Raw genomic sequence first — 23959 nt, forward strand, 5'->3', positions numbered from 1 at the left:
TCCCTGACATCCATTTCACTCCGCCACCCTGGCAGAATCCTACGTGTCCGTGTTGTTGCTTTGCGCTTCCTGCGCGACGTCCATGGAAAGTAGATTAGCTCTGGATCCAATCTACGCCTATGGGAGAACAGCAGCACGTCATGTAAGAGATCGCTTACATGACGTTACATCATCAGAACTGCGCAGCGTCCAGCAGGAACAGCGACTCGCTGCCGGCCTTGACCGACGCGCTCAGCGAGTGAATCCGCGGCAACAGACGGGCGAAATAGAACCGCGCCGTGCCGAGCTTGCTCGCATAGAAATCGTCCTGCGCTTCTTTGCCCAGTGATGCCTTGGCCATCAGTGCCCACATGTAGGCGTAAGCGGTGTAGCCGAACGCTTGCAGATACTCGACCGATGCCGCGCCGATTTCGTTCGGGTTGGTTTTCGCCCGGTCCAGCAGCCACGAGGTCAGTTCGTCGAGGGTGTCGACGGCGTCATTCAGCGGCTTGGTGAACTCGCCCAGATCGGCACTGGCGGTTGCAGTGAAATGGCGGATCTCGTCGGCGAACAGTTTGTAGAACGCGCCGCCGCTGCCGACGATCTTGCGACCCACCAGGTCCAGCGCCTGAATGCCGTTGGTGCCTTCGTAGATCTGGGTGATGCGCACGTCACGCACCAGTTGCTCCTGGCCCCATTCGCGGATGTAGCCGTGGCCGCCGAAAATCTGCTGACCGTGGACGGTGGTTTCCAGACCCAGATCGGTCAGGAACGCCTTGGCCACTGGCGTCAGCAAGGCCACCAGATCTTCCGCACGTTTGCGGGTGGCGGCGTCTTCGCTGAACTTGGCGGTATCGAGCTGCATCGCCACGTAGGTGGAGAACGCACGGCCGCCTTCGTTCGAGGCTTTCATGGTCAGCAGCATGCGACGCACGTCCGGGTGAACGATGATCGGGTCTGCGACCTTGTCCTTGTTCTGCGCGCCGGTCGGCGAACGGCTTTGCAGGCGGTCGCGGGCGTATTCGATGGCGTTCTGGTACGAGCGCTCGCCGGTGGCCAGGCCTTGGATGCCGACGCCCAGACGCTCGTAGTTCATCATGGTGAACATCGCGGCCAGGCCCTTGTTCGGCTCACCGACCAGGTAACCCACGGCTTCGTCGAAGTTCATCACGCAAGTGGCGGACGCCTGGATGCCCATCTTGTGTTCGATCGAACCGCAGTTCGCCGGGTTGCGCGCGCCCAGGCTGCCATCTGCATTGACCATGAACTTCGGCACCAGGAACAGCGAAATGCCCTTCGGCCCCGCCGGTGCGTCCGGCAGTTTGGCCAGCACCAGGTGGATGATGTTTTCGGTCAGGTCGTGCTCACCGCCGGTGATGAAGATCTTGGTGCCGCTGACCTTGTAGGAACCGTCGGCCTGAGGTTCGGCCTTGGTGCGGATGATGCCCAGGTCGGTGCCGGCATGCGGCTCGGTCAAGCACATGGAACCGGCCCAGACACCGGCGTACATGTTCGGCAGGTACGCGGCTTTCAACTCTTCGCTGGCGTGGGCGTTGATCGACAGGCACGCGCCGGCGGTCAGCATCGGGTACAGACCGAAGGACAGGCTGGCGGAGTTGACCATTTCTTCAACTTGAGCGGAAACGGCTTTTGGCATGCCCATGCCGCCGTAAGCCGGATCACCGCCAACACCGACCCAGCCGCCCTCGGCATAAGTCTGATAGGCCTGTGGGAAACCGGCCGGCGTGGTGACGGCACCGTCGGCCCAGTGGCAGCCTTCTTCGTCGGCGGCACGGCTCAGGGGCGCGATGCTTTTGCTGGTGACCTTGCCGGCCTCTTCGAGAATGGCTTCAACGGTTTCCGCGTCCACGGTCTCGGCCAGGGCCGGCAGTTCGGCCCAGAGTTTGGCGACTTCGAACACTTCATTGAGGACGAAGCGCATATCGCGCAGCGGCGCTTTGTAGTCAGCCATGGCAAACCTCGCAAAGATCTAAACAGGTGATTCGTGGAAGGGTGATTTCGTTGAGCTGGAGTGTAACCCAACAACTTTTGCGACACATAGGGTCAGGCGGTGACTGATTTGTTATTTTTAGTCACCAGCAATCAACCATAAAGAAGCCCGCAATCAGCGGGCTCTTTTGTTTAACAGGGGCGTGTTACAGCGCAAACAACTGCGCCGGAAGTTTCATCAGGCAATCGCTACCCGCCTCGATCGCCGAACGATGCGCCGCGGTGCGCGGCAACAGACGCTTGAAGTAAAACTCGCACGTCGCCAGTTTGCCCTGGCAGAAATCGCCATCCTCCTCGCCCGACTCCAGCTGCGCCTGAGCAACCAGCGCCATGCGCAGCCACAGGTAGCCGAGAACGATGTAACCGCTGTACATCAGGTAATCCACCGACGCGGCGCCGACTTCATCCGGGTTCTTCATCGCGGCCATGCCGACCTTCATGGTCAGCTCGCCCCACTGTTGATTGAGGCCATCGAGCTGCGCGACAAACCCGCCCAGTTGCGCATGCCCGGCATTGGCGGCGCAGAACTTGTGGACGATTTTGGTGAAGTTGCGCAGCAGCTTGCCCTGACTGCCCAGCACTTTGCGCCCGAGCAGATCCAGCGCCTGAATGCCGTTGGTGCCTTCGTAGATCGGCGCGATCCGGCAATCGCGAACCAATTGCTCCATGCCCCACTCGCGAATGAAGCCGTGACCGCCGAACACCTGCATGCCGTGGTTGGTCACCTCCAGCCCGGTGTCGGTCATGAACGCTTTGCAGATCGGCGTCAGGAACGCCAACAGATCCTCGGCCTCCTGACGCGCCTCGGCATCCGGGCTAAGGTGTGCAACATCGAGCATTTGCGCGGTGAAATAGGTCAGCGCGCGGTTGCCTTCGTTGAAGGCTTTCATGGTCAGCAACATGCGTCGCACGTCCGGGTGGACGATGATCGGGTCGGCCGGTTTGTCCGGGGCTTTGGCGCCGGTCAGGGCACGCATCTGCAGGCGGTCGTTGGCGTATTTGATTGCACCCTGGAAACTCGCTTCGCCCAGACACAGGCCCTGCATCCCGGTGCCGAGGCGCGCGTGGTTCATCATGGTGAACATGCAGTTCAGGCCTTTGTTCGGCTCGCCGATCAGGAAGCCTTTGGCGTCGTCGAAGTTCAAAACGCAGGTGGCCGAGGCCTTGATGCCCATCTTGTGCTCGATCGAACCGCAGGAAACGCCGTTGCGCTCCCCCGCCTCGCCGGCTGTGTCCGGGAGGAATTTCGGCACGATGAACAGCGAAATGCCTTTGGTACCCGCCGGTGCGTCCGGCAGTTTGGCCAGCACCAGATGAATGATGTTGTCACTCATGTCGTGCTCGCCGGCGGAGATGAAAATCTTGCTGCCGGTGACCGCATAACTGCCGTCGGCCTGGGGTACGGCGCGGGTCTTGATGATGCCCAGGTCGGTGCCGCAGTGGGCTTCGGTCAGGCACATGGTGCCGGTCCACTGGCCCGCAGTGAGTTTGCGCAGATAAGTGTTTTTCTGTTCCTCGGTGCCGTGGGCGTGGATCGCCGACATGGCGCCGTGGGTCAGGCCCGGGTACATACCCCAGGAAGTGTTGCTGGAGGCGACCATTTCGCTGATCACCAGCCCCAGCGAACTCGGCAGGCCCTGGCCGCCGTAGGTTGGATCTGCCGCCAGACCGTGCCAGCCACCTTCCACGTATTGTGCGAAGGCTTGCTTGAAGCCTGTAGGCGTTGTCACCACGCCGTTGTCGAAATGGCAGCCCTCTTCGTCGCCGCTGCGATTGAGCGGTGCCAGAACGTTCTCACAGAACTTCGCGCCCTCGTCGAGGATCGCGTTGATCATGTCCGGGCTGGCGTCGTGGGCGCCGAGGGCCGCGTACTGAGTGTGGAAGTCAAAGACGTGGTCGATCAGAAAGCGCATGTCGCGCAGGGGAGCTTTGTACTCGGGCATGGTGGCTTCTCCTTCAGCAGATTGCTTCAACCTACTGCCGGCCACCCTGCCCCACAATCACTGTCCAGACGCTGAATGCGCCGTCATCACTCAACCTGCGGCGCTGTCCATGCGCACCGCGCCACGGCGGTTCTGACCGAATGCCATCACGCAGTTTCGCCCCGCGCCCTTGGCGCTGTAGAGAGCCTGGTCGGCAGATTTCAACACTTCTTCCGGGGTGCGCTGTTCCAGACGTTCGGCCACGCCGATGCTGACCGTGACCGACACGCTGGACGCGCCCGAACCTGAACGACGCTGACGCCCCTGCTGATCATCCTGCGGGCGACTTTCCTGATTTCGCAGCTGAATGTTGTAGGACGCAATCGACTCGCGGATGACTTCCAGGTGCGGCATGCACTCTTCAAGAGTCTTGCCCGCAAACACCAACGCGAATTCCTCACCGCCATAGCGATACGCCCTACCGCCGCCGCTGATTTTGGACAGCTTGCTGGCGACCAGACGCAAGACCTGATCCCCCACGTCGTGGCCGTGGGTGTCGTTGAATTTCTTGAAGTGATCGACGTCGCTCATCGCCAGCACATAGTTGCGACCCAGTCGCTGCATGCGCTCGTTGAGTGCGCGGCGGCCCGGCAGGCCGGTGAGTTCGTCGCGGAAGGCCATTTGATAAGCCTCATGCGCTACCGCTGCAGCAATCATCAACATCACCTGGCTGCACATGATGTTCAGGGTGAACGGCAGGATGAAGGTTTTCGGCAGCATCCAGAACACCCCGAGCAACCCCACCAGTTGCGCCGCGTGCAGCGGACGCGGGTTACGCCAGTACTGCCAGGCCAGCAGCAGAAACGCCGAGATGAACACCGGATACGACAACTGGATCAGGCTCATCCACGCGCCGTGCAGCGCCGGCCAGCGGATCTCGGAAAGCCACATCAGCAACGCCTGCGGATAACTTTGCTCGAGCCCCAGCGCCACGCTGCCAAAGGCCAGCAGCACGGCGAAACGCGCGACCATGTCCTGAAACAGGTGTGTGCGCTCTTGCCACGCAGCGAATAGTCCGAACAACAGCGGCAACAGCAGACAGACCAGGTGGAACACCACGGCCGCGTCTTCGCGCACCTTACCGTTGTCGCGGTAATAGTCGGTCTGGGTATCGAGCAGGAAGTAGGCGATGTACACCGTGACCATCAGAAACAGCTCGCGCTGGCGTCGGTAAACCGCACAGTACGAACCGCCCAACAGCAGTACCAAGGTCGGCAACACGTTAAACAGCGAGGTGAAGAACACGTTGAGGTCTTTGACGTACGCAGCCGCCAACCCCGCGAGCAACAACAGCAGTGAAGGCAGGAAATGACTGAAACGTACAGCGGAAGAACGCGGCAAGGGTAAAAGCTCCGACCCGTCATGGCAAAGAGATGGCATTGTGCCTGCAATGTGGCCAGTTAATCACACACAATGTGATCCAGATCACAGGCTGTCTCTTTAACGGCCGAAATCGGCGGTTGCTGAGTAATTCAGTAAGGTTTTTTGCGCAATGGCCGCTAGACGGCCACCATGGCTATCATTCGTGATGGCCATGGTGTGCTTTTCTGCTCAGAGATCGTTGTAGAACGGCTGCAATGGCCCTTCTGCCGCCGGCCGGCCTTCAGCACCGTAAGGCTTGAGATTGAGCGATGCGTCCATCGCCTGGCGGGTCGTGACTTTCGGACTGGCGGGGCGTTGGGTCACGGCATTCTCGTCGCCGATATGGCCCTGCGGGATCACCAGCGATGGATGATCGAACGGTGCTCGCTCCCAGGCCACGCGCGGATCGGTCAGGCCGACTTCCATGAATTTCACCACGGCATCGACTTCGGCAGGCGTCAGGTTCAGCGCCGTCATGTCCGGATCGAGGTTGGAAGTGTTGTGCTGGTTCACCGCCGGATGCTCGAAGCCGCTGGTGTTGTTGGCGTCTTCACCGCGCCGGTCACCGCCACGGTTGTAGAACTCCATCACCTGCTTGAGCGTCGAGCGGCTACCGTTGTGGAAGTACGGCCCGGTCAGGGCGATGTTGCGCAGGGTCGGGGTCTTGAATGCGCCGTCGACCGAGTCGCGGAAACCGACATTCGGCTTGAGCGTGGCATCGCACGGAATCGCCGCGCTCAACGGTGCCTCGAACGTGCAGACATCGACGTCCAGCGGATCCACCGAACGGCCGCCCTGCAACACAGCGTTGTACTGACGAGTGAACGACCATGGATTGCCCCACGCATCCGCGCCGCCGAGGGCGAGGTCTTCCGAAGTCGGGCGCACACCGGTGTTGTAGAAGCCGTTGTCGTAAAGGGTGGTGAGGTTGTCGGCCATCACCATACGCTCGATGCGTTCGCGCGGATGCATCAGCAGGCGGCTGGCGGCGTTGGTCAGCTCCGGTCCGCCGTGGCAATTGACGCATTTGCCCTTGCCGAGAAACAGGTTCATGCCTTCGACCTGTTGCGCGTTCATTGCCGTGTGATCGCCTTGCAGGTAGGCATCGATCGGCGCCTGATCGGACACCAGCGTCGCCTCATACATCTGGATCGCCAGACCGAAGAATAGCGGGAAGTTGGCCTCCATCTGGGTGTACGGCGCACCGCCCACCAGAACATTTTGCGTGGCGTTCCACAGCCGGGGCTGGAAGGCGTTCTTGATCAGTTCGCGATAGGTTGGCCGCCGCGCGCCGGATACCGGAGCCAGCACCGAGTCGGTGGATGAGATCCGTTGCTGCTTGAGCATCAACGTGTCGAGCATCCTGCGGCCGATGTCGGCAAAGGTGCGGCCACCGCAAGACATTTCCACCGGACTGCCGGGCGGGCCGACGGCTTGCGAGGCGGCAGAGGCGTCGTTGAGCGCCAGCCGCACTTTGGTGGCGACCGTGCTGCGTTCACTGGTCACGTAAATCCCGGCATCCGGGTCGCGATTGCCGAACGGCGAGAAACCGTTGAAGACGTTGTTGGCCCGACCGTCCCAGAAGTTGCGCACGTTGAACGCGGCGTTGATCACCGACGGCGCATTGCGCCCGGTGCTGCGTCGAACGTTGATGCCGCCGACCTGAAACAGGCCGTCCGGCTGCTGGGTGCATTTGTCGAAACGCGGCTGGTTGGGTTTGACGAAGTTGGCGTCGAACACGCCTTGCGAGCCGACCACATCGTCCGTCGAGTACACGATGGGCGAGTTGCGTTCCAGAGGATTGCTCAGCACGTGGGTCGGGAAGTCGGTTTTCTTCAGCGTGTAGTTCGGGCCGCCCTTGCCGCCGGACAACGTCGCGTAGGACGCCACATCACCGGGAATGTCCGACGCCACAAACGGTTTGTTGAAGATCGACGCAACGTTGGCGTTGGTGTGCGCCTGGCCGGGGTTGAGCTGGTTGGTGATGCGGTGGTCGACGCCGGCGTGGTAGTGGCAGGACGCACAGGCCGTGGAGCCATCGCTGCCGATCTCCATGTCCCAGAACAGCGCCTTGCCCAGCAGGATTGCGGCCTGGCGATTGAGCACGTAGTCGGTCATCAGGTCGACCTTGCGTCCGCCTTCGGTCCCGGACGGATCGGGGGGCACCATCCCGCGCAACGATTGCAGCGAAGGGACTTCCGGCACCGGGGGATCGACTTCAGCGGGGTCGGCGGCCCATGCGCTGTGGACTGATAGCGCAACGGGTAACCAGAAGGTCAAACGAGCGAGTCGACTGATGTTCATAGGCTTCACCCTGACTGTTGTTGTTAAGTGCCGGGCGTCTTGCTTCTTTGAGCAGGCAGTTCTGGTTAGCACCGGTAAATCGGGCAGTGCAATTAATTGGCCACTCTTCTGGAAACATTTTGAATCAATAAGCGCAGGGGTTCGGCCGAGCAGCGCCATCATCAATGCTGGGGAATCAGCCCCGGGATTGGGGAAATCCGGGCACAAAAAACCGCTGCCCCCGAAGGAGCAGCGGTTTTTTGAAGGACTGCGTTAAGGCTTAGTAGCCCAGTGCGAAGTCTTCTTCTTTCATGTCCATCAGGTTGTTGGCGCCCGACAGCATGGTGGCCACGTGCGTACGGGTACGCGGCAGGATGCGCTGGAAGTAGAAGCGCGCGGTTTGCAGCTTGGCGGTGTAGAACGCCTCGTCGGTGGTGCCGGCAGCCAGTTTTTCAGCAGCCAGACGCGCCATGTCGGCCCAGAAGTAGGCCAGGCAGGCGTAACCGGAGTACATCAGGTAGTCCACGGAGGCCGCGCCGACTTCTTCGCGATCTTTCATGGCGGCCATACCGACCTTCATGGTCAGCTCGCCCCACTCTTTGTTCAGTGCAGCCAACGGTGCGACGAATTCTTTGACGGCTTCGTTGCCTTCGTTGTTCTGGCAGAACTTGTGGACGATCTTGGTAAAGCCTTTGAGAGCCTCGCCTTGAGTCATCAGTACTTTACGGCCCAGCAGGTCGAGAGCCTGGATGCCGGTGGTGCCTTCGTACAGCATCGAGATGCGGCTGTCGCGAACGTTCTGCTCCATGCCCCACTCGGCGATGAAGCCGTGGCCGCCGTAGATTTGTACACCGTGGTTGGCGGATTCGAAACCGACTTCGGTCATGAACGCTTTGGCGATCGGAGTCATGAAGGCCAGCAGTGCGTCGGCTTTCTTCTTCTCTTCTTCGTCCACGCCGTATTTGACGATGTCGACCTGTTTGGCGGTGAAGTACACCATCGCACGGTTGCCTTCGGCGAATGCCTTCATGGTCAACAGCATGCGGCGTACGTCTGGGTGAACGATGATCGGGTCAGCAGCCTTGTCCGGCGCTTTCGGGCCAGTCAGGGAACGCATTTGCAGGCGATCGCGAGCGTATTTCAGGCCGCCCTGGAAGCCGATTTCAGCGTGGGCCAGACCTTGCAGCGCGGTACCCAGACGTGCGGTGTTCATGAAGGTGAACATGCAGTTCAGGCCTTTGTTCGCCGGGCCGATCAGGAAACCGGTCGCGCCGTCGAAGTTCATCACGCAGGTCGCGTTGCCGTGGATGCCCATCTTGTGTTCGATCGAACCGCAGGTCACGGCGTTGCGTGCACCGACGGTGCCATCAGCATTCGGCATGAACTTGGGAACGATGAACAGCGAGATGCCTTTGGTGCCGGCCGGTGCGTCCGGCAGGCGGGCCAGCACGATGTGGACGATGTTGTCGGCCATGTCGTGTTCACCGGCCGAGATGAAGATCTTGGTGCCGGAAACTTTGTAGGAACCGTCGGCCTGAGGTTCGGCCTTGGTACGCAACATGCCCAGGTCGGTGCCGCAGTGCGGCTCGGTCAGGCACATGGTGCCGGTCCATTCGCCGGAGACCAGTTTGGTCAGATAGGCTTCTTGCTGCTCTGGGGTACCGTGCTCGGAGATGGTGTTCATCGCGCCGTGCGACAGGCCCGGGTACATGCCCCACGACCAGTTGGCTTCGCCGACCATCTCGCTGACAGCCAGACCCAGCGACTCAGGCAGACCCTGACCGCCGTGCTCGACATCATGGGCCAGGCTTGGCCAGCCGCCTTCCACGAATTGCTTGTAGGCTTCTTTGAAGCCGGCCGGGGTTTTCACGCCGGACTCGCTCCAGGTGCAGCCTTCGGTGTCACCCACGCGGTTCAGCGGTGCCAGCACCTGCTCACAAAACTTGGCGCCCTCTTCGAGAATGGCGTCAACCATGTCCGGCGTTGCGTCTGCGCACGCTGGAAGGCTCTGATAGTGCGCTTCGTAGCCGAGCAGTTCGTCACGAACGAAGCGAATATCACGCAAGGGGGCCTTGTAGTCAGGCATAGCGATAAACCTCTGCTGATGTAACCGGGAATGAACGACCGCGTTGATTTGTTGTGACGGTCAAACAGTTGTTTGAAACATACGTTTACGCCGAAATCTTGTCAAGCGTCGTTCTTTTGCCATTCGTCATCACATTTTCCGAACGCCGGACACAGCAGCGCGACATGCGCCCGACCGAGCCATGTGCACTGAAAAAAGATTAGTTGAGGGAGAAGGACTTACAACGAAAAACGCCGCGAACAGTCGCGGCGTCTGGCAAAGCGCAGATCAAAAAATCAGGCGAAGGTATCGATGATCGTACCGAGCATTTCATCGGAAGCCTTGGCGACTTTCACGCCCAGTTCCGCCTGAAACTTGCCTTGGGCCATCTCGACCATGTTGCTCGCCAGGTCCGATTGCTGGGCGCGATCCACGGAACGCAGACGATCGACCTGCACCTCCGAAGACTGGCTGGTGACCGAACGCTCGATGGTGCTGCTGGCGATCTGGCTGGCGGCCTGATCGACGCGGTTCTGCCCGGTCTGAATGGTGCTCAGACCTGCATAAAAAGCTGTGTTTCCGGAGATTTCCATGGGAGCTCTCATCCTTGGGAAGGATCAATGGGTGCCATTGAAACAGAGGCGTCAGAAAAACACCCGTCAAAAACACTAATGGCACAGTGCCTTGTCATAGCCAAAATCAGTCGAGCAGATCCAGTTGCAAGTGATCGGCAACCGCTTCGGCGCTGACCGCCTTGAGTTTCGGCACCCGCCCCAGGCACGGGGCAGGAATCCGCTCGGCCAGAGTCGCCAGGTTTTCCTCTAGCCGCGACGTCTTCGGATCAATGATGTTCGCCACCCATCCCGCCAGTTGCAGCCCGTCCCGGGCAATCGCCTCGGCCGTCAGCAACGCATGACTGATGCATCCCAGACGCACACCGACCACCAGAATCACCGGCAACTTCAGCGCAATCGCCAGATCCGACAGATTGTCCTGATCCGCCAACGGCACCCGCCAGCCACCCGCGCCTTCGATCAGCGTGAAGTCGGCATTCATGGCCAGAATCTCGCGCATCGGCGCCAGCAACGATTGCACGGTCAGCGCCACACCCGCCTCGCGCGCTGCCAGATGCGGCGCGATCGCCGGTTCGAACGCCACCGGATTGACCTGTTGATACGTCAGCGGTAACGAGCATTCGGCCTGCAACGCCAGCGCATCGGAATTGCGCAAACCTCTGGGCGTCACCACACAGCCGGACGCCACCGGTTTGCCCGCCGCCGTACTCAGCCCCGCCGAGCGCGCAGCATGCAGCAATCCGGCGGCGACGGTGGTCTTGCCAACGTCAGTGTCGGTTCCGGTGATGAAATAGGCTGCGCTCATAAGGGTTTCTCCAACACGGCGTAGACCACCTGATAAGTCGCCGGCAAGCCCTGCGGCTGACGGAACTGCTCGTAGGCTTCGACCAGCCCCAGAATCCGCGCCCGTCCGGTCAAACCACCGGGCCGGCCAGGGTTCAGGTTATGCGCGCCCAAGGCCTTGAGTTCATGGGTCAGGCTGCGCACATCCGGGTAATGCAGCACATGTGGCCGGTTCTCGAGACAAACACTGCGCAAACCACTGGCCGCGCACAATTGCTCGTAGCGGGCGAATTCGCGGAAGCGGTTGACGTGCACCAGGCCATCGACCTGACGCCAGCTGTCACGCAATTCGTACAGCGTCCCTACACAAAGACTAGCAAACGCGAAAATCCCCCCCGGTTTCAGCACCCGAAACGCTTCGCCGAGCACTGCTTCGAAGTCCGCGCACCACTGCACGGCGAGGCTGGAGAAGATCAGATCACACGTCAAATCCTGCAACGGCAAACGTTCGGCATCGCCAGCAATGAAGTGTGTGGCCCCGCCCAACGGCCGCGCGTGATTGAGCATGCCCTCCGCGATATCCAGCGCCAGCCCCTCACCAAATCGCTCGGCCAGTGCCCGAGTGAAATACCCGGTGCCACAACCCAGATCCAGCCAGCATGCCGGCCGAAAATCCACCGGCAAGCGATTCATCAACTGCGTACCGACATCGCGCTGCAACTCGGCGACGCTGTCATAGCTGGCCGCTGCGCGAGAAAAAGAAGCTGCGACCTGGCGCTTGTCAGGCAAGCCGCCGGGCAACGCCGCAACAGACAAATCAGTCATCACCGCACTCACTTAAAAACGCCTGGATCGCACCCGCTACACCGTGGGGATCTTCCAGAAGAAACGCATGGCTGGCCTGCTCGATCAGACCAACTTCGACATCTGCCAGCAACGCGAACAACTCACCCGCGGCCTCCGCCGGCACCAACCCGTCCAGCCCGCTGAACAGATGCAATTGCGGGCCACGAAACGCCTGCAAGGCTTCACGCGTATCGATCTGCGCCAACAATTCCAGACCGGCCATCAACGCGGCCGGCGAGGTATTCGGTGCGCCGCCAAGCAACAGCCGCGACAAGCCGCGCGCGTCTTGCGCGCCCTGGGCGCACAGCAGAGAGAATCGCTTGAGGGTCGTGCGCGGGTCGGCGCTGCAGCCGGCCAGAAACGCATCGAAGGTCTCGCCGGGCATCGCGCTCGGCCACTGTTCATGGGCGACAAACGAAGGATTGCTCGCCAGGGTCAGCAAGCCGCAGCAATGTTCGCCACGCCGCGCCGCCAGCTCGGAAGCGAGCATGCCGCCCAGCGACCAGCCGCCGAGCCAGGCATCTTCGGGGATGCGCTCATCGAGTTCGTCGAGCCAGTCGTCCAGATCGCTGGAGTCCAGCTCCGGCAACGGCTCGATGTCGACCTGCAGGTGTTCGTCGAGTCCGCGCAACGCAGCGGCCAGCGGCTCCAGCGGCGAAACGCCGAGCCCCCAACCCGGTAGCAGAATCAGGCGATCACGCATGGCTTGGCTCCGACTTGAGTTGCGCAAAGCAATCGGCCAGTCCTTCTAACAATAGCTGCACCTGCGCCTCGCTGTGGGCGGCGGTCAGCGTCACCCGCAACCGCGCGCTGCCGGCAGGCACGGTCGGCGGGCGGATCGCGGTGACCATCAGCCCACGCTCGCGCAGCATCTGCGACAGACGCACGGCGCGACCGGTATCGCCGATCAGGATCGGCTGGATCGGCGTGAAGCTGTCCATCAGTTCCAGACCGATCTGCTCGGCGCCGTGGCGGAACTGGCGGATCAGCGTTTGCAGATGCTCGCGACGCCAGTGCTCGCTGCGCAGCAGTTCCAGACTTTTCAACGTTGCGCAGGCCAGCGCCGGCGGTTGGCTGGTGGTGTAGATGTAAGGCCGGGCGAACTGGATCAAACTTTCGATCAGCTCTTCACTGCCGGCCACAAAGGCGCCAGCCGTACCGAACGCTTTGCCGAGCGTGCCGACCAGCACCGGCACGTCTTCCTGGCTCAAACCGAAATGCTCGACGATGCCGCCACCGTTCGCCCCAAGCGGGCCGAAACCGTGAGCGTCGTCGACCATCAGCCACGCGCCTTTGGCCTTGGTTTCCCGGGCCAGCGCCGGCAGATCGGCAAGGTCGCCGTCCATGCTGAATACGCCGTCAGTGACCACCAGCGTATTGCCGGTGGCTTTCTCCAGACGCTTGGCGAGGCTGTCGGCGTCGTTGTGCAGATAACGATTGAAGCGCGCCCCGGACAACAGGCCGGCATCCAGCAACGAGGCATGATTGAGCCGGTCTTCCAGCACCGTATCGCCCTGCCCGACCAATGCGGTGACCGCGCCAAGGTTGGCCATGTAACCGGTGGTGAACAACAGCGCACGCGGCCGTCCGGTGAGATCCGCCAAAGCCTCTTCAAGCGCGTGATGCGGGCCGCTGTGGCCGATCACCAGATGCGAGGCACCGCCGCCGACGCCCCACTTCGAGGCACCGGCGCGCCAGGCTTCGATCACTTGCGGATGATTGGCCAGGCCCAGGTAATCGTTGTTGCAGAACGCCAGCAACGGCTGACCGTCGACCACCACTTCCGGCCCTTGCGGGCTTTCAAGCAGCGGGCGCTGGCGATAGAGATTTTCGGCACGACGAGCAGCAAGGCGTGCGGCGAGATCGAAAGACATGCAAGCCTCACGGGTGGCAAATGAATCAGCAGGCGCCGCCCAAGGCAGCGCCTGAGAAGAACGGGCGATCAGACCGCCGCGTTGTAGAACTGCTCGCTGCTCTTCTGCTCCACCAGCGCCTGCTCGATGGCAGCCTGATGCACTTCGTCGGCATGCTCTTCGCGGGCTTCCGGCTGAATGCCCAGACGCGCAAACAGTTGCATGTCCTTGTCGGCCTGCGGGTTGGCGGTGGTCAGCAGTTTGTCGCCGTAGAAGATCGAGTTGGCGCCGGCGAAGAACGCCAGGGCCTGCATCTGCTCGTTCATCGCTTCGCGGCCGGCGGACAGGCGCACGTGGGATTGCGGCATGAGGATGCGCGCCACAGCGAGCATACGGATGAAGTCGAACGGATCGACGTCGTCGGCGTTTTCCAGCGGCGTGCCGGCGACTTTCACCAGCATGTTGATCGGCACCGATTCCGGATGCTCCGGCAGGTTGGCCAGCTGGATCAGCAGGTTCGCGCGGTCATCGAGGGACTCGCCCATGCCGAGAATGCCGCCGGAGCAGATTTTCATCCCCGCATCGCGCACGTAGGCCAGGGTTTGCAGGCGCTCGCTGTAGGTGCGGGTAGTGATGATGCTGCCGTAGAACTCCGGCGAGGTGTCGAGGTTATGGTTGTAGTAGTCGAGCCCGGCCTTGGCCAGTGCTTCGGTCTGATCCTGATCGAGGCGACCGAGGGTCATGCAGGTTTCCAGGCCCATGGCCTTTACGCCTTCGACCATCTTCAGCACGTAAGGCATGTCCTTGGCCGACGGGTGTTTCCACGCCGCCCCCATGCAGAAACGGGTCGAACCGATGGCCTTGGCGCGGGCAGCCTCTTCGAGGACTTTCTGCACTTCCATCAGCTTTTCTTTTTCCAGCCCGGTGTTGTAGTGACCGGACTGCGGACAATATTTGCAATCTTCCGGGCAGGCGCCGGTCTTGATCGACAGCAGGGTGGAAACCTGGACGCGGTTGGCGTCGAAATGCGCGCGGTGCACCGTCTGCGCCTGGAACAGCAAGTCGTTGAATGGCTGAACGAAGAGTGCTTTGACTTCGGCCAAAGTCCAGTCGTGACGCAGGGTGGCAGTGGTGCTGGCGCTCATGGGCGTTTCCTTGGTTATGCTTGGCTGGCGCCTGGGGAAACGGAATACCCACAGGCACGACACGGGTGTTCGGCATATTTAAGGAAGAGTCATGCGCTGTCAACCACGCTACGAAAGGCCGGTTTACATCTGGTTAAAAAACAAACAGAACTGCTTATTGTGCAATGAACCGGCAGACGCGCTAATCCCGATCTGCACCGCCTGCGAAACCGATCTGCCGTGGCTGGGCGATCAGTGCCTGACCTGCGCCCTGCCCTTGCCCGCTGTCGGCCTGACCTGTGGGGGCTGCCTGCAGGATCCACCGGCCTTCGAGCAGGTGGCCGTGCCCTGGATTTATGGCTTTCCGGTGGACACGCTGATCACCCGCTTCAAGCACAACGCCAAATGGCCGCTTGGCCACTTGCTCGCCGACGTTCTCGGCGAGTTCCTGCAACATCGCTTCGAAGAAGACCTGCCTCGCCCGGACGCCCTGCTGCCGGTGCCGCTTGCACCGAAACGCCTGCGCCAGCGCGGCTTCAATCAAGCGGCGATGCTGGCGCAGTGGCTGGGCAAGTCACTCGACCTGCCTTGCGAGGAGCACAGCCTGTTGCGCGTGCAGGACACCGACGCCCAGCAGGCCCTGAACGCCAAAGCGCGTAAACGCAATCTGCGTCACGCCTTCGCCTTGAGCCCCGATGCCCAGGTGCAAGGCCGGCACCTGGCCCTGGTCGACGACGTGCTGACCACCGGCGCCACCACCCAGGCGCTGGCCCGTTTGCTGATGGACGCCGGCGCCGCGCGGGTGGATGTGTACTGCCTGGCCCGCACGCCAAAACCCGGCGACGCGGCTTGACGGATACGCCTCAAGCCGCCAACGTCCTCCTTCAACCTTTCAGCACAAAGCGTCCGCCATGTCCCTGCCCTCTCTGTTGTCCCAGCACATCGTCCGCCGTCCGCAGCGCATCGCCTTGCTGCAACACATCGCCGAACAGGGTTCGATCACCCGCGCCGCGAAGAGCGCCGGCCTGAGTTACAAGGCGGCGTGGGATGCCATCGATGAGCTGAACAACCTTGCGCAAAAGCCTCTGGTCGAGCGCGCGGTCGGCGGCAAGGGTGGCGGTGGCGCCAAACTGTCGAGCGAGGGCGAGCGGGTGCTGCGCCTCTATCAAAAGCTGCAAGCCTTGCAGGCCCAGGTGCTGGAAGCGGCCGAGGACGCCAGCGATCTGGACCTGCTCGGTCGGCTGATGCTCAGGACCAGTGCGCGCAATCAGTTGCACGGCAAAGTCGTGCTGATCGAAGGCCAGGGCCGCAATGACCTGATCCGCCTCGAACTGGCCGAAGGGCTGTCGATCGACGCGCAGATCACCCACGACAGCACCGTGCACCTGGAGCTGCAACCGGGCACCGAGGTGGTGGCGCTGATCAAGGCCGGCTGGCTCGAACTGCTTGCGCCAGAGGCCACGCCTGCCGTCGGCCACAACCTTTTGAGCGGTCGGATCGAGGCGATTCTCGACGCCGAGGACGGCCCGAGCGAAGTGCGCATCGCCCTGCCCAACGGCCAGACCCTGTGTGCGCTGGCGGAACCGCTGGACTTGCGCACTCGTGGCCTGACGGTCGAGCAACCAGTGCAGGTGCAGTTTTCCCCGTCCAATGTGCTGCTCGGAACACCGCTCTAAACGGCGCTGCAACGAAAGCGTCATCGACCCGCATTAAGGTGGCTGCCAAAACCATGCAGGGAGCCTGATGTGAGCCTATTAGAAGAAAACCAATCCACAGACCTGGAAAAAATGGTCGGCCTGAGCCGTCGCGGTTTCATCAGCGCCGGCGCGCTGTGCGGCGCGGCGATGTTCCTCGGCGGCAACCTGCTGAGCCGCAGCGTACTGGCCGCCAGTGTCAGCGCCGGCAACAGCCGTCTGCTCGGCTTCGACAGCATTCCGGCTGCCACCACCGACGTCATCAGCCTGCCCAAAGGCTACAAGTCGTCGGTGCTGATCAGCTGGGGCCAGCCGTTGCAAAAGAACGGCCCGGCCTTCGACCCGAGCGGCAATGGCACCGCGGCTGCGCAGGAAGTGCAGTTCGGCGACAACAACGACGGCATGAGCCTGTTTGAATTCCCGGGCGAGAAAAACCGCGCGTTGATGGCGATCAACAACGAATACACCAACTACCGCTACCTCTATCCGCACGGCGGCATGCCGCAGTCGGCCGAAGACGTGCGCAAGGCCCTGGCCTGCGAAGGCGTGTCGGTGATCGAAGTCCAGCGCAAGAACGGCCAGTGGCAGTTCGTCCAGGGCTCGCGCTACAACCGGCGCATTCACGGTAACTCGCCGCTGCGCATCAGCGGCCCGGCCGCCGGTCACGAGCTGATGAAAACCAGCGCCGACAAGCACGGCAAAAAAGTCCTCGGCACCTTCCAGAACTGCGCCAACGGCAAGACGCCGTGGGGCACCTATCTGACCTGCGAAGAGAACTTCACCGACTGCTTCGGCAGCAGCAACGCCCAGCAACAGTTCGACCCGGCGCAGAAGCGCTACGGCGTGTCGGCCGCCAGCCGTGAGATCAACTGGCATCCGTTCGATCCGCGCTTCGACATGGCGAAGAACCCCAACGAGCTCAACCGTCACGGCTGGGTCGTGGAGATCGATCCGTTCGACCCGCAATCGACCCCGGTCAAACGCACCGCGCTGGGCCGCTTCAAACATGAAAACGCCGCACTGGCCGAGACCGACGACGGTCGCGCCGTGGTGTACATGGGCGACGACGAACGCGGCGAGTTCATCTACAAATTCGTCAGCCGCGACAAGATCAACCACCGCAACGCCAAGGCCAACCGCGACATCCTCGATCACGGCACGCTGTACGTGGCCAAGTTCGATGCGGGCGACGGCAACCCGGATCACCCGAAAGGCCAAGGCCAGTGGATCGAACTGACCCACGGCAAGAACGGCATCGACGCCAGCAGCGGTTTCGCCGATCAGGCTGAAGTGCTGATTCACGCGCGTCTCGCCGCCAGCGTGGTCGGCGCCACGCGCATGGACCGCCCTGAATGGATCGTGGTCAGCCCGAAAGACGGCCAGGTTTATTGCACCCTGACCAACAACGCCAAGCGCGGCGAAGACGGCCAACCGGTGGGCGGGCCGAACCCGCGCGAGAAGAACGTCTACGGCCAGATCCTGCGCTGGCGCACCGACCGCGACGATCACGCAGCGAAGACCTTCGCCTGGGATCTGTTCGTGGTCGCCGGCAACCCGGGCGTCCATGCCGGTACGCCGAAGGGCGGCTCGTCGAATATCACCCCGCAGAACATGTTCAACAGCCCGGACGGCCTCGGCTTCGACAAGGCCGGACGGTTGTGGATTCTCACCGACGGCGACTCGAGCAACGCTGGTGATTTCGCCGGGATGGGCAACAACCAGATGCTCTGCGCCGATCCTGCGACCGGTGAGATTCGCCGGTTCATGGTCGGGCCGATCGGTTGCGAAGTCACCGGGATCAGTTTCTCGCCGGATCAGAAAACCCTGTTCGTCGGGATTCAGCACCCGGGCGAGAACGGCGGTTCGACCTTCCCCGAGCACCTGCCGAACGGCAAGCCGCGGTCATCGGTGATGGCGATTACCCGTGAGGATGGCGGGATCGTCGGCGCCTGATCGGGCGACGCTCTGATCGTTCCCGTGCACTGCACGGGAACGATCCCACTCAAGACAGCCCGTCTGCGCTACCATGCTGAGCCGGACGCGGCAGCCTGCTGCGCGCAGGAGTCAGCATGGCCCACCCGTTTGAAACCCTCACCCCAGACCTCGTGCTCGACGCTGTCGAAAGCATCGGCTTCCTGAGCGACGCGCGCATTCTGGCGCTCAACAGTTATGAAAACCGCGTCTATCAGGTCGGCATCGAAGACTCGGAACCGCTGATCGCCAAGTTCTATCGCCCGCAGCGCTGGACCAACGAAGCGATTCTGGAAGAGCACCAGTTCACCTTCGAACTGGCCGACGTCGAGATCCCGGTGGTGGCGCCGTTGATCCACAACGGCGAAACCCTGCACGAACACGCCGGTTTTCGTTTCACCCTGTTTCCCCGTCGCGGTGGCCGGGCGCCGGAGCCGGGCAATCTCGACCAGTTGTATCGCCTCGGCCAGTTGCTCGGGCGCATGCACGCGGTCGGCGGGACCAAACCGTTCGAACACCGCGAAGCACTGGCGGTGAAGAACTTCGGCCATGACTCGCTGACCACGTTGCTGGAAGGCAACTTCATTCCCAAGAGCCTGCTGCCGGCCTACGAGTCCGTCGCCCGCGACCTGCTCAAGCGTGTGGAAGACGTCTACGCCAACACGCCGCACCAGAACATCCGCATGCACGGCGACTGCCACCCCGGCAACATGATGTGCCGCGACGAGATGTTCCACATCGTCGACCTCGACGACTGCCGCATGGGCCCGGCGGTGCAGGACATCTGGATGATGCTCGCCGGCGATCGTCAGGATTGTCTGGGGCAGTTGTCGGAATTGATGGACGGCTACAACGAATTTCATGACTTCGACCCGCGCGAGCTGGCGCTGATCGAACCGCTGCGCGCCCTGCGACTGATGCATTACAGCGCGTGGCTGGCCCGGCGCTGGGACGACCCGGCGTTCCCCCGCAGCTTTCCATGGTTCGGCAGCGAGCGGTATTGGGGCGATCAGGTGCTGGCGTTGCGCGAGCAACTGGCGGCGTTGAACGAAGAGCCGTTGAAGCTTTTCTGACACGACACGTCTATACAACTGCCCGTACAATCGCTGCTTTGTTAGCTGCCTAAGCAAGGATTCTGCATGCAAGCCGCCAACCCGCGTCGCGGGTACATTCTGGGCCTTAGCGCCTACATCATCTGGGGACTGTTCCCGCTCTATTTCAAAGCCATCGCCGAAGTGCCGGCGGTGGAAATCATCATTCACCGGGTGCTGTGGTCGGCACTGTTCGGCGCGCTGCTGTTGATGGTGTGGAAGCATCCCGGCTGGTGGCAGGAGCTGCGCGACAACCCGAAACGCCTGGCGATTCTCGCGCTCAGCGGCACCTTGATCGCGGCCAACTGGCTGACCTATGTCTGGTCGGTGAACAACGGCCGGATGCTGGAAGCGAGCCTCGGTTACTACATCAACCCGCTGGTGAACGTGCTGCTGGGCATGCTGATCCTCGGCGAACGCCTGCGGCGCATGCAGTGGTTGGCGGTCGGTCTGGCGGCGGTCGGCGTTGCGCAGCAGGTGTGGCAGGTCGGCAGTCTGCCGTGGGTGTCGCTGGTGCTGGCGCTGACCTTCGGTTTCTACGGGCTGATCCGCAAGCAGGCGCCGGTCAAGGCGCTGCCGGGGCTAGTGGTGGAAACCTGGATGCTGGTGCCGATCGCCCTCGCGTGGCTGCTGTTCAATCCGACCGCGACCAGTGCCCAGGCCGAGTTCTGGACCACTTCCGAAGCCTGGTGGCTGGTGGCGGCCGGTCCGGTGACGCTGGTGCCGCTGGTCTGCTTCAACGCGGCGGCACGGCACCTGCCCTACACCACCCTCGGTTTCCTGCAATACCTGGCGCCGACGCTGGTGCTGCTGCAGGCCGTGCTGCTGTTCGGCGAGCACCTGTCGTCCAGCACGCTGATTGCCTTCATGTTTATCTGGGCCGGTCTGGCGGTGTACAGCGTCGATGCGTGGCTGAGCCTGCGCCGGCGCAGCTGATCAAAAAACGCACAAACCTCCACAGGCCACGGTTCTCGTGGCCTGTATCGTTCCTTCCCAAGGTTATCCACAGCGTGATCCCCGCCGTTTGTGCGCAAGTCACTGAATGCTGGCGGTTTTTTGATCAATCTTCGCCAAGCCACGGCGGACGTGGCCTGGCGCTCAGTCTCTACAGGTTATCCACAGGCAGGTGCACGCTAAAACTGGATAACCCGTTCCCCTCTTATGGATCAGTGCGCAGCACCAGTTCCACCATCAGGTCATCGGCCAGGGTTTCCAGGCGCGATTGCAGCACATCCAGCGACAGAGTCAGTGGCACCGCCAGAATCGCCTCGGCGTGGAACAACGGCTCGCTGCTCATCGGCGCCGGGCGCACTTCGGTCACCAACCTTTCGAGATTGACGCCTTGCTCGCTCAGCAACCGGGTGATGTCGCGCACGATGCCCGGACGATCATTGCCCACCAGCTCCATGGCGATCGGTTTCCAGGTGCAGGCCTGCTCGATACCGCTTTCGGCCACCAGCACGCGAATCCCCTGAGCCGACAAAGCTTGTAGGGCATCGACTAATTCGTCGTAAGCCTCCGCCGGCACGCCCACCCGCAGGATCCCGGCGAACTGCCCGGCCATGCGTGACATGCGGCTTTCCAGCCAGTTACCGCCGTGTTCAGCGATGCATTGGGCGATGCGCTCGACCTGCCCGGGCTTGTCCGGAGCGAAGACGGTGAGTACGAGGTGATCCATGGCGCAGCCCTCTTGTCATGACTTTTGTTATAGAAAAGCAAGTATAGGCAAGCGTTCGACAGACGCCTCAGACGCTCGAAATCACAAATCGTGTACAACTTTTTATATTTAACTGGAACAATCCATTGGTTTTTTGAGAACATCCCGTTCCGCGCCGTGACCGCAATGCGTCATGGGGTCGCAGAACGACGTAATTAGTCTGATTTTCACAACCGCAACTCATCATGTAGTATGCCGCAGCGCGCACTACATAACGCTGGATCGATGTCTGCCCAAGGCACGTTCGCAACCCTGAAAGCCCCGTCAGCAAGGCCCCCAAGCCGTTGATTGGTCCCAGCCCAGCCGCCAGCGATGGCATGTACTGGTCGAGGGGTTTGTGGTTTAAATGGCCAGAGGCTTCATTGTTAAATTGAAGAGCTGAAAAGCGAAATAGCTGAGCAGAGTGAGGCAAGCAATGACTGAACACGTTCAAGTCGGTGGCCTGCAGGTCGCCAAAGTCCTGTTCGACTTCGTGAACAACGAAGCCATTCCCGGTACCGGCCTCACCGCCGACAAATTCTGGGAAGGTGCCGACAAGGTCATTCACGACCTGGCGCCGAAGAACAAAGCCCTACTCGCCAAACGCGATGACTTCCAGGCTCGTATCGATGGCTGGCACCAGAGCCGTGCCGGTCAGCCGCACGACGCCGTGGCCTATAAAGCCTTCCTGCAAGAGATCGGTTATCTGCTGCCAGAAGCGGCTGATTTCCAGGCAACGACGCAAAACGTCGATGACGAAATCGCCCGTACCGCCGGCCCGCAACTCGTGGTTCCGGTGATGAACGCCCGCTTCGCCCTCAACGCCTCGAACGCCCGCTGGGGTTCGCTGTACGACGCCCTGTATGGCACCGACGCCATCAGCGAAGCCGGCGGCGCGGAAAAAGGCAAAGGCTACAACAAGGTGCGTGGCGACAAAGTCATCGCCTTCGCCCGTGCGTTCCTCGACGAAGCCGCGCCACTGGCGACCGGCTCCCACGTCGATTCCACCGGCTACAGAATCGCTGACGGCAAACTGGTGGTCGCCCTCAAGGGCGGCAGCACCAGCGGCCTGCGCAACGACGCACAGCTGATCGGCTTCCAGGGCGACGCCAACGCGCCGATCGCGATCCTGCTGAAAAACAACGGCCTGCATTTCGAAATCCAGATCGATGCCAGCACCCCGGTCGGCCAGACCGATGCCGCCGGCGTCAAAGACATCCTGATGGAAGCGGCGCTGACCACCATCATGGACTGCGAAGACTCCGTCGCTGCCGTCGATGCCGACGACAAAGTGGTGATCTACCGCAACTGGCTCGGCCTGATGAAGGGCGATCTGGCGGAATCCGTGTCCAAGGGCGGCCAGACCTTCACCCGTACCATGAACCCGGATCGCACCTACACCAAGGTCGACGGCAGCGAACTGACCCTGCACGGCCGCTCGCTGTTGTTCGTGCGTAACGTCGGCCACCTGATGACCATCGACGCGATCCTCGACAAGCATGGCAACGAAGTGCCGGAAGGCATCCTCGACGGTCTGGTGACTTGCCTGGCGGCAATGCACAACCTGAGCGGCAACACTTCGCGCAAGAACACCCGCACCGGTTCCGTCTACATCGTTAAACCGAAGATGCACGGCCCGGAAGAAGCGGCGTTCACCAACGAGCTGTTCGGTCGCATCGAAGACGTCCTGGGCCTCAAGCGCAACACCCTGAAAGTCGGGATCATGGACGAGGAGCGTCGTACCACGGTCAACCTGAAAGCGTGCATCCAGGCTGCCAGCGAGCGCGTGGTGTTCATCAACACCGGTTTCCTCGACCGCACCGGCGACGAAATCCACACTTCCATGGAAGCCGGCCCGATGGTGCGCAAGGCTGACATGAAGGCCGAGAAGTGGATCGGCGCCTACGAGAACTGGAACGTCGATATCGGTCTGAGCACCGGCCTGCAAGGTCGTGCGCAAATCGGTAAAGGCATGTGGGCAATGCCCGACCTGATGGCAGCGATGCTCGAACAGAAAATCGCTCACCCGCTGGCCGGCGCCAACACTGCCTGGGTTCCTTCGCCGACCGCCGCTGCGCTGCACGCGCTGCAGTACCACAAGGTCGACGTGTTCGCCCGTCAGGCCGAGCTGGCCAAACGTGCCCGCGCTTCGGTCGATGACATCCTGACCATCCCGCTGGCGGTCAACCCGAACTGGACGCCGGAGCAGATCAAGAACGAACTGGACAACAACGCCCAGGGCATTCTCGGTTACGTGGTGCGCTGGATCGACCAGGGCGTGGGTTGCTCGAAAGTGCCGGACATCAACGACGTCGGCCTGATGGAAGACCGTGCAACGCTGCGTATCTCCAGCCAGCACATCGCCAACTGGCTGCGCCACGGCGTGGTGACCGAAGCGCAAGTGATGGAAAGCCTCAAGCGCATGGCGCCGGTGGTTGACCGTCAGAATGCCAACGACCCGCTGTACCGTCCGCTGGCCCCGAACTTCGACAGCAACATCGCCTTCCAGGCGGCGGTCGAACTGGTGATCGAGGGCACCAAACAGCCGAACGGCTACACCGAGCCGGTCCTGCACCGTCGTCGTCGCGAGTTCAAGGCTGCCAACGGCCTGTAACCTGCGCTGATGCCGGACATGAAAAAGCCCT

The 23959-nt window shown here is 61.8% G+C and carries 18 protein-coding genes; 6 read left to right on the plus strand and 12 right to left on the minus strand.

The genetic code is table 11. From position 1 onward, the window contains the following. Positions 1 to 172: 172 nt before the first annotated feature. From AC1RT4_RS06750 to bioB, 11 genes are all read right to left on the minus strand, one after another. A complete protein-coding gene (locus AC1RT4_RS06750; protein ID WP_102685698.1) occupies positions 173 to 1951 on the minus strand; it encodes an acyl-CoA dehydrogenase C-terminal domain-containing protein in 1779 nt (592 codons plus the stop codon). Between the two features lie 184 nt (positions 1952 to 2135). After that, the gene (locus AC1RT4_RS06755) at positions 2136 to 3932 is read right to left on the minus strand and encodes an acyl-CoA dehydrogenase C-terminal domain-containing protein (RefSeq protein WP_493084571.1); all 1797 of its coding nucleotides are present in this window, start codon (positions 3930 to 3932) and stop codon (positions 2136 to 2138) included. Positions 3933 to 4022: 90 nt separating this feature from the next. Continuing rightward, on the minus strand, positions 4023 to 5312 hold the full coding sequence (locus AC1RT4_RS06760) for a GGDEF domain-containing protein (protein ID WP_064380305.1): 1290 nt from the start codon (positions 5310 to 5312) through the stop codon (positions 4023 to 4025). 210 nt (positions 5313 to 5522) lie between these two features. Further along, on the minus strand, positions 5523 to 7637 hold the full coding sequence (locus AC1RT4_RS06765; RefSeq protein ID WP_493084573.1) for a cytochrome-c peroxidase: 2115 nt from the start codon (positions 7635 to 7637) through the stop codon (positions 5523 to 5525). Positions 7638 to 7896: 259 nt separating this feature from the next. Beyond that, positions 7897 to 9702, minus strand: a complete 1806-nt coding sequence (locus tag AC1RT4_RS06770; RefSeq protein WP_085609075.1) for a phenylacyl-CoA dehydrogenase — start codon at positions 9700 to 9702, stop codon at positions 7897 to 7899. A gap of 275 nt (positions 9703 to 9977) precedes the next feature. Continuing rightward, positions 9978 to 10274, minus strand: a complete 297-nt coding sequence (locus tag AC1RT4_RS06775; RefSeq protein ID WP_007959856.1) for a hypothetical protein — start codon at positions 10272 to 10274, stop codon at positions 9978 to 9980. A gap of 106 nt (positions 10275 to 10380) precedes the next feature. Further along, positions 10381 to 11061: a dethiobiotin synthase gene (bioD, locus tag AC1RT4_RS06780; protein WP_007959854.1), complete on the minus strand. Its 681-nt coding sequence runs from the start codon at positions 11059 to 11061 to the stop codon at positions 10381 to 10383. Then, a complete protein-coding gene (gene bioC, locus AC1RT4_RS06785; RefSeq protein ID WP_493084576.1) occupies positions 11058 to 11864 on the minus strand; it encodes a malonyl-ACP O-methyltransferase BioC in 807 nt (268 codons plus the stop codon). The genes bioD and bioC overlap by 4 nt, the downstream gene beginning before the upstream one ends. Next, a complete protein-coding gene (locus AC1RT4_RS06790) occupies positions 11857 to 12588 on the minus strand; it encodes an alpha/beta fold hydrolase (RefSeq protein ID WP_493084578.1) in 732 nt (243 codons plus the stop codon). Before AC1RT4_RS06790 ends, bioC begins: the two co-directional genes overlap by 8 nt. Then, positions 12581 to 13759 (minus strand): 8-amino-7-oxononanoate synthase, encoded by a 1179-nt coding sequence (bioF, locus tag AC1RT4_RS06795; protein WP_493084580.1) that lies wholly within the window; start codon positions 13757 to 13759, stop codon positions 12581 to 12583. Before bioF ends, AC1RT4_RS06790 begins: the two co-directional genes overlap by 8 nt. Positions 13760 to 13827: 68 nt before the next feature. Continuing rightward, positions 13828 to 14883: a biotin synthase BioB gene (gene bioB, locus AC1RT4_RS06800; RefSeq protein WP_007959840.1), complete on the minus strand. Its 1056-nt coding sequence runs from the start codon at positions 14881 to 14883 to the stop codon at positions 13828 to 13830. Positions 14884 to 14974: 91 nt separating this feature from the next. Here bioB and AC1RT4_RS06805 point away from each other — a divergent pair, with 91 nt between their 5' ends. The 5 genes from AC1RT4_RS06805 (at position 14975) to rarD (ending at position 20554) form a co-directional block, all read left to right on the plus strand. Beyond that, positions 14975 to 15715: a ComFC family protein gene (locus AC1RT4_RS06805; protein WP_493084582.1), complete on the plus strand. Its 741-nt coding sequence runs from the start codon at positions 14975 to 14977 to the stop codon at positions 15713 to 15715. Between the two features lie 58 nt (positions 15716 to 15773). Then, the gene (locus AC1RT4_RS06810; protein ID WP_115079425.1) at positions 15774 to 16538 is read left to right on the plus strand and encodes a TOBE domain-containing protein; all 765 of its coding nucleotides are present in this window, start codon (positions 15774 to 15776) and stop codon (positions 16536 to 16538) included. 69 nt (positions 16539 to 16607) lie between these two features. Next, positions 16608 to 18509 carry a PhoX family protein gene (locus tag AC1RT4_RS06815; protein WP_007959833.1) on the plus strand — a complete coding sequence of 634 codons (1902 nt, stop codon included), beginning with the start codon at positions 16608 to 16610 and terminating at the stop codon, positions 18507 to 18509. A gap of 116 nt (positions 18510 to 18625) precedes the next feature. Next, positions 18626 to 19600, plus strand: a complete 975-nt coding sequence (locus AC1RT4_RS06820) for a serine/threonine protein kinase (RefSeq protein ID WP_007959832.1) — start codon at positions 18626 to 18628, stop codon at positions 19598 to 19600. Between the two features lie 66 nt (positions 19601 to 19666). Then, positions 19667 to 20554 (plus strand): EamA family transporter RarD, encoded by an 888-nt coding sequence (gene rarD / locus AC1RT4_RS06825; protein WP_007959831.1) that lies wholly within the window; start codon positions 19667 to 19669, stop codon positions 20552 to 20554. A gap of 223 nt (positions 20555 to 20777) precedes the next feature. Here rarD and AC1RT4_RS06830 read toward each other — a convergent pair whose 3' ends face one another. Continuing rightward, positions 20778 to 21296, minus strand: a complete 519-nt coding sequence (locus AC1RT4_RS06830) for a glycine cleavage system transcriptional repressor (RefSeq protein ID WP_007959830.1) — start codon at positions 21294 to 21296, stop codon at positions 20778 to 20780. Between the two features lie 454 nt (positions 21297 to 21750). On the opposite strand from AC1RT4_RS06830, the gene AC1RT4_RS06835 reads away from it, so the two are divergent. Beyond that, positions 21751 to 23928 (plus strand): malate synthase G, encoded by a 2178-nt coding sequence (locus AC1RT4_RS06835; protein WP_493084588.1) that lies wholly within the window; start codon positions 21751 to 21753, stop codon positions 23926 to 23928. Positions 23929 to 23959 lie beyond the last annotated feature (31 nt).

The sequence above is a fragment of the Pseudomonas sp. GW821-FHT11D10 genome (genome assembly GCF_058808435.1).